9 protein-coding genes are annotated in these 13,494 nt (G+C 30.5%); all 9 read right to left on the bottom strand.

Annotated features, from left to right (window positions below; genetic code table 11):
* Positions 1–43 precede the first annotated feature (43 nt).
* On the bottom strand, positions 44–1,441 hold the full coding sequence (locus K292_RS0108000; protein ID WP_027399398.1) for a sigma-54-dependent transcriptional regulator: 1,398 nt from the start codon (positions 1,439–1,441) through the stop codon (positions 44–46).
* Positions 1,434–3,467, bottom strand: coding sequence for an ATP-binding protein (locus tag K292_RS0107995; RefSeq protein WP_027399397.1), 2,034 nt, complete (start codon positions 3,465–3,467; stop codon positions 1,434–1,436). Before K292_RS0107995 ends, K292_RS0108000 begins: the two co-directional genes overlap by 8 nt.
* The gene (locus tag K292_RS16470; protein ID WP_051280519.1) at positions 3,464–4,882 is read right to left on the bottom strand and encodes an APC family permease; all 1,419 of its coding nucleotides are present in this window, start codon (positions 4,880–4,882) and stop codon (positions 3,464–3,466) included. The genes K292_RS0107995 and K292_RS16470 overlap by 4 nt, the downstream gene beginning before the upstream one ends.
* Before the next feature lie 200 nt (positions 4,883–5,082).
* A complete protein-coding gene (locus K292_RS16465) occupies positions 5,083–6,561 on the bottom strand; it encodes an APC family permease (protein WP_051280517.1) in 1,479 nt (492 codons plus the stop codon).
* Between the two features lie 245 nt (positions 6,562–6,806).
* Positions 6,807–8,150, bottom strand: coding sequence for a thymidine phosphorylase (locus K292_RS0107980; RefSeq protein WP_027399396.1), 1,344 nt, complete (start codon positions 8,148–8,150; stop codon positions 6,807–6,809).
* Positions 8,151–8,213: 63 nt separating this feature from the next.
* Positions 8,214–9,398, bottom strand: a complete 1,185-nt coding sequence (locus K292_RS0107975; RefSeq protein WP_027399395.1) for a phosphopentomutase — start codon at positions 9,396–9,398, stop codon at positions 8,214–8,216.
* A 23-nt stretch (positions 9,399–9,421) separates the two neighbouring features.
* Positions 9,422–10,141: a metallophosphoesterase gene (locus K292_RS0107970; RefSeq protein WP_027399394.1), complete on the bottom strand. Its 720-nt coding sequence runs from the start codon at positions 10,139–10,141 to the stop codon at positions 9,422–9,424.
* A 3-nt stretch (positions 10,142–10,144) separates the two neighbouring features.
* Complete coding sequence (locus K292_RS16460) at positions 10,145–11,524, bottom strand: DNA recombination protein RmuC (protein WP_051280515.1); 1,380 nt, start codon at positions 11,522–11,524, stop codon at positions 10,145–10,147.
* Positions 11,525–12,589: 1,065 nt separating this feature from the next.
* Positions 12,590–13,423 (bottom strand): MerR family transcriptional regulator, encoded by an 834-nt coding sequence (locus tag K292_RS0107960; RefSeq protein ID WP_027399393.1) that lies wholly within the window; start codon positions 13,421–13,423, stop codon positions 12,590–12,592.
* Between the last annotated feature and the right edge of the window lie 71 nt (positions 13,424–13,494).

Raw genomic sequence — 13,494 nt, 5'->3', positions numbered from 1 at the left:
TTCTACAATAATTAATAATTATAAATTATTAATTATTTATAATTTACAAATTAAATTCTGTTAATTTATTCGTAAGCTGACGTCTTGTAATACCTAAAATTTCTGCCACTTTATTCATATTTCCTTTTTCTTGCGTAATAATCTTTTGAATATATTGAGCTTCTACATCTTTTCTTACTTCTTTTAATGTTAAATTTTCATAATTTTTATCGTCATTTTCTATACTTATTGCAGAAGATGATTTCTTTATGATATTTTTAGAATTATGATTTTCAACAGAATAATTAGGCAAATGATTTTCTTTGATAATTCCATCATCAGAAAGTACAACAAGTCTCTCAATAAGATTTTTTAATTCTCTCACATTTCCCGGATAAGAATATTCCATTAAAAAATTTTTTACACCTGTTTCAACTTTTCTAATAACTTTTTTCATATCTGCCTGGCTTTTCTCGAGAAAATAATCAATAAGATTAGGTAAATCTTCTTTACGATTTCTTAAAGGTGGAATTTCAATAGTAATTGTAGACAAACGATAAAATAAGTCTTCTCTAAAATTTTCCAATTCTATTTCATGCTGCAAATTTTTATTTGTAGCCGTTAATAATCTAAAGTCAACTTCTATAGGAGTGTTACTACCTACAGGATATAGTTTTTTATTTTCTATAACCTTTAAAAGTTTTGCTTGGGTACTTAATTGGATATCCCCGATTTCATCTAAAAATAAAGTCCCATTATTTGCATCCTCAAATCGACCAATTCTTTTGTTTGTGGCACCGGTAAAAGCTCCTTTTTCATGTCCAAATAACTCTGATTCCAATACGGTCTCTGGAATAGCATGACAATTTATATCTACAAAGTTGTTTTCATTTCTCTGACTACATTTATGAATAAATCTAGCAAATACTTCTTTTCCAACACCTGATTCTCCTAAAATTAAAATGTTTGCTGAACTGTCAGCAGCTTTTTGGGTAATTTCAATTAAATTTTGAAAATCAGAATTTTTACTTTCCAACAGATAGTCTGTTGTATTTAATTTCTGTCTTAATCTTTGATTCTCAGCTTTTAAAGCCTTGACATCTTTGAGTCTTTTTATCTCAGCTAAAAGTTGTTCAGGATTTTCACCTTTAGTAACATAAGTATAAGCCCCTTGCTTCATTGCAGCTACAGCTTTTTCAATAGTACCGTAGGCGGTCATCATAATAACTTCCATATCTTTATATAGAGATTTAATCTCTGTTAACAATTGATTTCCATCCATTTTAGGCATCATTAAATCAGTTAAAACTAAATCAAAATTCCCTGTTTCTAACTTTTTTAAAGCCTCTTGTCCATTATTACAAGAATCTACAATATACCCTTCTCCGCTAAGTATCATACTCATAACATCACAATAATCCTGTTCATCATCTACTATTAAAATCTTTAATTGTTTACTCATTTTGTCCCACCTCCACTTTGGGAATAACAACCGTAAACCTTGTTCCTTTTCCAACAGTACTTTCCACTTGAATTCGTCCATTCATTTTTTGAATTTCATTATAAACTATATATAATCCCAAGCCATTGCCATCTCGTTTTTCTTTAGTAGTAAAAAACGGATTAAAAATTTCTTCTTGAATATTTTTAGGAATTCCCTCTCCATTATCTTCGACAACAATATTTATATAATTACCATCTTCTATACAGCTAATGCTTAAAAGCCCCTTTATATCTTCTTTGGAAATTTGACTCTCTATAGCATCTAACGCATTAGCAGTTAAGTTAATTAAAACCATATCAAATGATTCAACTAATACAAATGTCTCTAATAAAGTTGAACATTCTAATTTAATTTCTATTGAATTTTTAATTGCTCTGTTTTGCTGCAGTGATATAACAGAATTAATATGGGATTTTAATTTTATTAGCTCCTTTTCATGATTAGATTTGCGTGAAAAATTTAAAAGATTATCAATAATTTTACCTGATTTATCCACTGCTTTTTCAATAACACAAATTGCTTTTTCTCTTTTTAAGGAATCTTCTTGTTTTGAATTTTTCAAAACATAGCAATAATTTCTAATAAGGCCTAAAGGATTTCTTATTTCATGTGCAACACCTGCAGCAAGCTGTCCAACAGCGATCATTTTATTATCCTGTACCATTTGCCTTTCTGCAGTTTTTTCTCTTGTTACATCTTGTATAGTAACTAAAATTTTTACAACTTTTTCTCTTGCATTTTTTACAGGAAACACTCTGCATGTTAAAATTTTCTTTCCTGAAACAATTTCTTTCTTTTGTTCTTCACCTTTTTTTATTCCTTGTAATATGATATTTGTCAATAATTCTTTGTTTTCCAACTCCATATCTAAAATTTCTGTCAATTCTTTTCCTATGAGTAACGTTTCCTTTTCCCGTAAAAACTCTCTAAACGCTTTATTTACATTTACTATTTTCCCTTTTAAATCTATTTCTATCATGTAATATGATACACCATCAAAAGTAGTTTGTAATTCATTTTTACTATCTAATACTTGCTCCATTCTAGATCCAAGTTCTTCATACAAAGCCTTATTAGTTCCATAAAAAATATAAAAAACACATAAGACTGATGCTATTATTATAGTAAAGAGTATACTTATGCTTTCTGTAATCCCCTTCTTTTCAAGAGGATAAGAAATTGTAAACCATTTACCTTGAAGCTGCGAAAGAATAAAGTTTTTATCTAGTTTATAAATTGACTTATTTAAAATTTTATATAATATTTCATTATTGGAATTCAATGCAATACAAAAATTTCCATCATATTTATAATCTCTGCTGAATACAAACTGATCCAGTGCATAATTTTTTTCTATAAAATACCTTAAAGCCGGTTCATTACCTAAAACAGCCGTGACCTTTTTTTCTTCATTAATATTTTTATCAGCTAAAATATCTTTAATTGTAGCTTCCACTGACGGTACGTTTCTTGTATCAATTAAATTAACAGGATCACTGCTTGCAGAAAGTTCTTCATCATCCTTAGATTGTCCCGAGTCAATTAATTTAGCAGTAACTCCTTTAACTGGGATTATAGGAATAGTAAAAGAAAAGACTTTTTTATCTTCTCTTCGATATGACATAATAGCACCATCCAGCTGTTGATTTATTAAAGAATCCTTTAGCTCGTCCTGATTAAGAAAAACATATTCAACATCCTGATTTAACTGCTCTGCAATAATATCCATAAAATCTACAGCCAAACCCTTAACTTTTCCTTCATCTTCTTCATCAATAAAGACTAAAGGAGACAATTGATCAGATACACCAATTTTAATTTTCTTATTATTCTTTATAAAAGTTTGTTCTTGAGGTGTTAAGGTATTTGTTATGTCTATACCCATCTTAGTATTGTGATTTTTAACATTATTATAATAGTAATAACTAAATAAAATACTTATTAAAATTATTACAATTATTCCAAAAGCAAATTTATTTTTCATAGTTTTTCTTTCCTTGCATAAACATCACCAAATATTAAAATTTCTCTAATTGGTGTGGTTACCTTATCTTTTTTTATTGCTATAAATGTAAAAATTACCCCCAGCATATACCATAAAAGAATAATCATCCATTCATAAGGCCATTGCAGCGATATAGGTGACGATATTATAAACATACACACAAAAATAATAGCACCTATCATAACAAAATTACCAATTAATATTCCAAAATGAGTTTTAAAAGGTCTGTTTAAATCCGGTTCATTTTTCCTTATTAGTAAAAAAGATATAGACACGGTTAAATACGCCAATACTCCTTCAAAAGCACTGACATGCACTAGCCAAAGAAGTGCATTTTTCCCTAGTAAAGATCCTCCTGCAGAAATAATAGCTACAAGCCATATAGCGGCAGTCGGAGTATTATATTTTGGATGAAGCTCTCCAAATGCTTTTGGTAACATTCTTGCTCTTCCCATAGCAAATATAATTCTGGTAGCTCCCATCATAAAACCGTTCCAACTTGTTAAAATTGCACAAATTCCTCCTAAAATAAGTAAATCTCCGAATCCTTTTTCTCCAAAAGCATATGCCATGCAATCAGCAATTGGAATGGGTGTTGTATTTCTGATTTCTTCAGGAGCAGACAATGATATACCAATCATCATCAAAATATACCACCCTGCACCCAACAATATAGAAGCCATCAAAACTTTACCTATTTCTCGTCTTGGTAAATTCATTTCCTCCGCAGACTGAGGAATTATATCAAAACCTATAAGCATTGAAGGTACTATCATAAGTACTGCAAAATATCCTATTTTATCTGTAATAAATACTCCTATATTTTCTACATCTCCATATGCTATACCCCCGAAAAAAAACATAAAGCCAACTAAAATTATAGCAGATGTTGCCATAACCTGAAAAATTGCAGTTGGTCTTGCTCCAAAATGGTTTAAAATACTTAACAATAAAGTACAAAAAGCACCAACAACTGCCCAAGGTAAGGATACGGGGTCACCTGATACACTCCAAAGGGTAACAAAATTAGGTAATGGAATAATATAATCTATTGCCGTGGCAATGGCTATTCCTTCCCATGCAGCTACTCCAAGGTATGCTAAAGCCACTGTCCAACTGGCAAACCAGGAAAACTTATATCCCAATGCTCTGTATGCAAAAACCATTTCACCTCCGGCAATAGGTAATGCAGCAGTTAATTCAGCATAGGTTACTCCTACCAAAAGGCAGAAAGCAGCACCGGTGACAAATGCACCAATAGCACCAATAAGACCAGCCTGACTGACCCAATTACCCGCCAGCATTATCCAGCCCCACCCTATCATGGTACCTATAGCAAGAGCAATAACATCAGTACGCCCTAATACTCTTCTTAAACTTTGTCTTTCATTCATAATCTTATTGTTCCCCATATAAACAAATCTTTATAATTATTAAATCATAAAAAATTACACAATTCTACCCTTTATTAAATAATTATAATAATAAATCCCCTTGATCTAAGAATAAAATTCTTAGCTGATCAGGGGATTTATTACAAAATATGGCAAACTTAATATATAGTCTATAAAATAAAGCTATTTATTTTATTATCTTATAATTTTTTATTCTCTGTTGCTAGTTTACATTTTTTTAAGGAAAATTCATTTTCTTTTTCTGTATATTCAACTGCACATTGTGCTCCAAATAGCATTATACTTCTCTCTTCTTCAGTAACATGTTTGTATCTGTTCTTTGCGTAAAAAGCGAGGCAAAGACCAAAAATAAACCAACCAATTACAAATGACCATTCTATAGGTGCTAAAGGACTAGGTCCCATTGGAAGATACATATAAGCAAAGAAACAAGATACGCCTATAGCTAATACACCAACTAATTTTGCATATTTAACTTTATAAGGTCTTACCATATTAGGTTCCCTTACTCTTAAGAATATGAATGAAAGTACTACCATTGCATACATTATAACTACTCCAAATGAGCTGGCATTTACAAACCATTCCAATGCTCCCTTTCCTAAAAAGCAAGAAAATGTAGATATAACTCCGCAAAGAATTATAGCATTTACTGGAGTATGGTGTTTAGGATGTATTTTTCCTAAGAAAGCAGGTAACATTTTTGCATTTGCTAAAGCAAATAATACTCTTGCGCCACCATATAAAAATCCATTCCAGCTTGTAAGAATACCACAAATAGCTCCGATAATACAAATTTTTCCCCATACAGGATTTCCGAAAGCAAATGCCATTGCATCAGCTACAGGAATTGTACCTTCCATTCTAACTGCTGCTGGTGCTGACATACAAGTTGCGAAAATCATCAACATATACCATATAGCAGCTGCACAAATTGAAAGAATTAATATAATGGGAATCCTTTTGAGAGGTACATTCATTTCTCCTGCAGATTGAGGAATAACATCAAATCCAACAAACATAGCAGGAACCATAAGAAGGACAGCACTAAATCCTTTAAAAGAGGTTATAAGAGGAGTTACATTTTCTGTACCTCCAAAAGCGATTCCACCAGATAAAAATAAAATTCCAACGCATATAATGCCAGCGGTTGCAATAGTTTGAAATATTGCAGCCTGTTTTGCACCTTTTATATTAACAATTGTAATAACTATAGATGCAATTATAGCTACCAATGCCCATGATGCATAAATATCATATCCCCCTATATTCCAAAGAAAACCAATACTAGGAATCGGAAAAACATAATTTACTGCCGTCGCAAAAGCGGGTCCTTCCCAAGCTGCAACACCTAAATAAGCAAAAGCAGTAGCAAGTCCTGCAATAACAGCTGGCCAATAACCCATTGCCCTATATGAGAATACAACTCCTCCTCCAGTACATGGGATAGCTGGTGTTAATTCTGCATATGTTAACCCTACAAATACGCAAAGAAGTGCACCTACTACATAGGCTATAATTGCACCTACCATTCCTGCATCAGCAGCCCATTGGCCAGAGAGCATAATCCATCCCCAACCAATCATGGTCCCAAATGCCATTGCTAAAACATCTTTTGTACTAAAAGATTTTTCTAAAGTTTGATTTTGTGTAGACATTTTATCTTCTCCATTTCTTAAAATTTAAATATAATAACCAATCGCATTTTAATAGAGCAAAAGACATGCCAAAAACGCAAAAAACTTTTCAGAAAATTATTTCATTTCCAAAAAGTTTATATTTTCAACCATTCTATAAGTTCATATTATTAAAAAAATTTTAAATATATATGTCAATAAAAATAATTATTTGTATAATTTCGTCGATAAGGAAATTTTTTTCCGAAATATTTTTCCTTGTCCCATCATTTCATAATTACTTTTTTAATAAGAGTCTGCTTTTCAGGTTTTATATTACCAAAAGAAAATACCTTTGAAACTTCTTTTATTCCTGATTCTTTTCGTGAGTAGTCTGTTCCTGAAATAGTAGCTAATACATCTCCTAAAGAAACTGAATCTCCTAATTTTCTATGTAAATAGATTCCGGCCGAAAGGTCTATAATATCTTCTTTTGTAGCTCTACCCGCCCCTAAATGCTGAGAAGCTAAGCCAATATTTTTTGTATCAATATTACTTATATATTTTTTTTCTGACAAACCGCCATTTTCATCCATCATCATTTCACGAGTAACTTTTATTTCAACACTCCATGCTGGCTGAGGAAATAATGTATAATCATTAACTACATCAATATTTCCTCCTTGCCCTTTTATTAATTTAATTAATTTTTTTAATGCATTGCCACTTTTCAAAGCAGATACAGCCATTTTATAACCTTCATCTGGACTACTTGCTTTACCCCCAATGTAAATCATATACGAAGCCAGCGTTAAGGATAATTGAGTAATATCATCAGGCCCATTTCCTTTTAAAGTCTCAATAGCTTCTATTACTTCATTGCTGTTTCCAATTGCTCTCCCAAGAGGCTGATTCATATCGGTAATAATGGCAATTATTTTTTTTCCATCTGCAAAACCTATATCAACCATTAATTCTCCCAGCTTTTCAGCATCATGCAGATTGTTCATAAATGCACCATTTCCACATTTTACATCTAAAACAATCGCGTCACTTCCCGATGCTAATTTTTTACTCATTATGCTGGAAGTAATTAAACTTAAATTATCAACTGTAGCTGTTACGTCCCTAAGTGCATATATTTTTTTATCAGCCGGAGCAATATGAGCTGTCTGACCAATAACAGAAAGATTAGAATTATTAACAAGCTTTATAAATTCTTCTGTTTCTACACTAGTTTTAAAACCGGGTATTGATTCAAGCTTATCTATAGTACCACCAGTAAAACCTAATCCCCTTCCCGACATTTTCGCAATGGGAATTCCCGCTGCTGCTGCAAGTGGTGCAACAATAAGTGTAGTTTTATCTCCCACTCCACCAGTGCTATGTTTATCTACTTTGATCCCATTTATTGAAGAAAGGTCTATAATATCTCCTGAGTTTTTCATCGATGCTGTAAGATTAAATGTTTCTTCATTATTCATTTTTTTTAAAAAAATAGCCATTAAAAGGGCAGCTGCCTGATAATCAGGTATATTATTATTCGTATACCCTTTAACAAAATAATCTATTTCATCCTTTGTAAGAATACCACCTTCTCTTTTTTTATAAATAATGTCGTACATATTCATCACTATTTTCCTCCTAAGGTTTTAAAGGATTGATTTATCAATTTATCGGAAAAATTATTACTACTATTTTTTTATATGGTCTAAGAAGCTTTCACCAATTTCAGTTTTATTTACTTGTAATATTTCCGCAATGGTTGCACCAATATCCGCAAATGAATTTCTTGTTTTAATATCCACTCCGGCTTTTATTTGTTCCCCATAAACCAAAACAGGAACATGTTCTCTTGTGTGATCCCATCCACTGTGAATAGGATCATTTCCATGATCAGCACATAATATCAAAGTATCATCATCTTTCATCAAAGACATGATTTCAGGCAGTCTCAAATCAAATTCTTCAATACATCTTCCATAACCTTCAGGATCTCTGCGATGTCCGTATTTAGAATCAAAATCTACTAAATTTGTAAAAATAAGACCTTCAAAATTTTCTTTTAAAGCATCTATTGTTTTGTCTACTCCATCCATATTATTTTCAGTATGAACTGATTTAGTAACACCCATTCCATTAAAAATATCACTGATTTTTCCAATAGCATATACAGTTTTACCTTTTTCTTTAATATTATCTAAAACAGTTTTTCCACTTGGAGAAACTGCATAATCTCTCCTGTCTGATGTCCTTATTCTTTCACCATCTTTCAAAATATATGGTCTTGCAATTACTCTACCACAAGCAACATCTCCTACTAACATTTTTCTCGCAATTTCACAAATATGGTATAGCTTATCTAATGGAATTACTTCAGTATTAGCTGCAATTTGAAAAACACTATCCGCTGAAGTATAAACAATAGGTTTTCCTGTTTTTTCATGTTCAGGTCCTAATTCTTTAATAATTTCTGTTCCTGATGCCGCTAAATTACCTAAAACTTCCATGCCTATTGCCTTTTCATATTCTTTTATAAAATCTTTTGGAAATCCATCAGGATAAGTTTTAAAAGGAACTTCCGTGTAGATACCTGCAATCTCCCAATGTCCTGTTATAGTGTCTTTTCCCTTGGATTTTTCAGCAAGCCGTCCAAAACTTCCAATAGCTTTTTTTTCTATTTTATCTTTTATAATATCTTCGTTTTTCAACCCTTCAATATTAAAAATACCCATTTTTCTCAGATTAGGTATATTTAAATCCGGATTAACTTTCATTATATGTCCTAATGTATTTGCTCCTTTATCACCATATTTTTCTGCATCTTTTAAAGCTCCTACACCTAAGCTGTCTAATACAATTAATATTACTCTTTTCATTTGTTTCCCTCCTATATTATATTTTAATCCACAAGTATTCTTGGAGTACACTTCAAATAGTCTAATGAAACCAGCATATATTCTACTCCATTAAAAATAGCCCTAAGTCCATTTTTAAATCCATCTTTACCATGTAAATGTCCATATATAACTTTTTTAACACCATACTTCTCAAATAACTCCGTAAATCCAGAAGGCTGAAGTTTATCATTAGTAGGTGGAAAATGCAATACTCCAATAATATCTCCTTTACTCTCTCCTTCCGATAAAGCTCCATATCCTGCTCTCCTCGCTTCTTCAAGCGACAATTTTAATCTTCCTAATTCTCGTTTATATATTTTATCATCATGCTGAGTAAAATCATCATCACCCGGACATACCCATCCTCTGCTTCCACAAATTGCATATCCTTCTGCTATATAATATGAATTTTGTAAAAAAAACAAATTTTCATCAATCTTATTCAATTTATTGATTGAATTCCACCATAGATCATGATTTCCTTTTACAAAGACTTTCTTTCCAGGTAATCTGCTTATCCATTTTAAATCTATTAATGCATCATCATATTTCAAAGCCCATGATATGTCTCCAGGTATAATAACTATATCATCAGGCATTATTATCTTTTCCCATTTATCTTTTAACTTTTCTGTATGACCTACCCATTCTCCTCCATAAATATCCATTGGTTTTTCCACTGAAAATGACAGATGTAAATCTGCAATAGCATATATGCTCATAAATTATTCCTCTTTATCTTTATCCTTATCCAATTGTTGATCACTAGCTAATAATTCTATACCCAAAATTTCCTTACTGTTAATATCCGAAATGCTAGCTATATTCCTTAATTTACTTTGTATTTTTCTGGTTCTTGTTCCAATTAACTTGTCCAGCTCTGCATTAGCTTGATTAATTCTCTGCTGTGTTGCCGTTAATACTGTTCCAAATTTATCAAATTCCGTTTTTACTGCACCCAAAATATTCCATACATCACTGGAATGTTTTTGTATAGCTAAAGTTTTAAATCCCATCTGCAAACTGTTTAATATAGCTGCCATAGTAGTAGGTCCTGCTATATTAATCTTATAGTCTCTTTGCAATGTTTCTACCAATCCACGTCTGACAACTTCAGCATAAAGACCTTCAAATGGCAAAAACATAATAGCAAATTCTGTAGTATTTGGTGGTTCTATATATTTATCATTTATACTCTTTGCAAAATTTTTAATAGAACGTTCTAATAATTTTACAGCTTGTTCAACTTCTTCTTGGTTACCTGTATCATATGCATCTATTAGCTTTGTATATGTATCTGCAGGAAATTTAGCATCTATAGGCAAATATACATAGCTTTCCTCATCTCCCGGAAGTTTTACAGCAAACTCAACTCTTTCACTGCTTCCTTTTTTAGTTGAAATATTTTCTTCGTATTGCTCTTTAGATAATATCTGTTCCAAAATAGCACCAAGTTGATATTCTCCTAAAATACCTCTTGTTTTAACATTAGAAAGTACCTTTTTTAAGTCTCCCACACCTGAGGCTAAGTTCTGCATCTCTCCAAGACCTTTATAGACTTGCTCCAATCTGTCACTAACCAGCTTAAACGACTGAGAAATCTGATCTTCTAATGTTTTTTGCAGCTTTTCGTCTACAACAGCTCTCATCTGATCTAATTTTTTTGAGTTATCTTCCTGCATTGTAGTAATTTTATTTTCCATAGTAAGTCTGATATTTTCTAATTTTTTTTCATTTTGTATTGTCATGTACTCCAATTGCCTGTTTAGCTCTTGAAGTCTTTTATCTTGTGCCTCCGCAGACTGTCTCTGATTTGACGACAACATTTCACCTAAGTAATTAAAACTTGTCTGAATATACTGCGTAGTTTCCTGTTTAGATGTTCTTATTTCATTTTCAAGCTCTATTCTGGATTTTTCTATATCTTTTTGAATTAATTCATTATTCCTAATAATTTCATTTGTAAATCTAATAATTTCCTGTAAATCATTGTTGTTAAACAGTTTATTCTTAATTATAAATATATTAATAATTACAATTATAGTTGTTACTAATACAATAAAAATTATAAAAAATAAAAAATAATATTGAAATTCATCAATCATTAATATACCTCTTGTTCATTAAAATATATACATTATAAGCCGTTTCTTATATACGATTAATTATAACAAAAATTATATTCTATATCTATAAAAATACGTAAATTACAAAAGTTAGATTATTATAAACTTAATTTACACAATTTATTTTATAATTCTACCAATTATCTATATACATTTTTATATTACCTACAATATTATAAAAGTTATATTTAAACGCAAAAAAATAAAGTCAAGACTGCTTTTCTTGACTTCATTTTTTCCGTTCATTAATAAACTTGCATTATTTGATATAATGTTCATTGTTATTACCAAATAAGCATCTACTAACATTGTTTTCGTTGCTATATGCCTAATACACAGCATATAAGTGGAGACAAACAAATTGCTGTTACAGCACAAGCTAACTTTAATATACAGATACTTTAAAAACCACAGTTTTTAGGCTTATCTTATTCTCAAATGCTAAAACTAATTATAGTCATAAACCTTACCCACACATTTTGATTGTAAGATAATACCTTTTGTATCATTACGAGAAAATTTAATTCAGTTACATTTCCGACCTTATTGTTATAGCTAAACTGATGAAAAATATTCATCTTTTTTACAAAATTACCGATTTCGTTTGACGATAAATTGCTATAATTCCCAACTCCCATTTTAAATTCTACTAAAGCAAGTCTTTACCTATATACAAATTAACGCTTTACTATCAAATATTAAAGGTTTCCTGCAATAAAACCAAATTACTATAATAGCAATTTGTATATAAGATTCTATATGGACTTCATATTATTTTCAGAGTAACTTTTATTTTTCACATCCCATGACTATCTAATTTTATATTTACTTATATATTTCTGACTCAAGCATTTAATCTATAGACAGAAACAATTTCCACGCATTTAATTTAAATTATAAGTTACTTACCCTTTTTCCAACAAGTTTTATAAAATCCATACTTTTCTGTACATTTTTAACCCCCCCTATTATCCCCATAACTAATTTCAATAATTTCTATTTAAATTATAAACTTTATTGTTAGGATAATGTCAATATATTAATTTAGCGTATTGGTACTTGAATCTTATAAAACATATTTCTTTGTTCGTTATTAAATACAGGAAATTCAGAAATTACTTCGCAAATATAATCACCCACTATGTTTAAGCCCTTTTGCCTAACATAATCAAAAAGTTTATCTGCCAGTTCTCTCTCCTGATAAAAATCGTTTGAGCACATTGAAATATAAGTACCTGCAGGTATTATCTCTATTCCTTCAATTGCTTTATAATCATCATCAACAAAAACAAAAATTTCATTAGAAAAAAATTCTCCCGACATAATTTTTTCTTTTCTTATTATAGTCCCTACATTACAAAAATACGTAATTGATAAATCATTTCCAATTAAATGCTTTTTTAATGACCTTAAAATATATTCATAACTGGAATAATCATGTTCAAAGATATTTATATTTGATTTATATTTATAGATTTTTCGCTCTCTTGTATATTCCATAAATATCATTTCATCTTTAGGCAGTGATTCATATCTATGATAATTTTCCAAAGTCCTTCCAATTGCTTTTTTACATCTATATAGTTCCTCAATTTCCTCATCGATAGAATGATACCGCAATTTTAAAAATTCTTTTATATTATCAGAACTACAACTATCAAGCTGCTCTTTTATTTGCTGCAACGTCATTCCGTAACCTTTCATATATTGAATCATATCAAGCCTTGCTGACTGTGTAATACTGTAATATCGATATCCTGTATCTTCATCAATATAGAGAGGCAGCAACAGTTTCTTTTTATCATATACACGTAAAGTTTGCTCTGAAATATTATTTAATTTTGCCATTTGTCCTATAGTAAGTCTCTCTAAATCCAACTTTTATCACCTCGATTTTATATAACTTTTATCCTGTTATAAAGTTTATTATTATATCAAAAAATCCTATA

Origin of the sequence: Anaerovorax odorimutans DSM 5092, from assembly GCF_000426305.1 — a bacterium.
Lineage (GTDB): Bacteria > Bacillota > Clostridia > Peptostreptococcales > Anaerovoracaceae > Anaerovorax > Anaerovorax odorimutans.
This window is presented reverse-complemented; position numbering and strand designations above follow the sequence as displayed.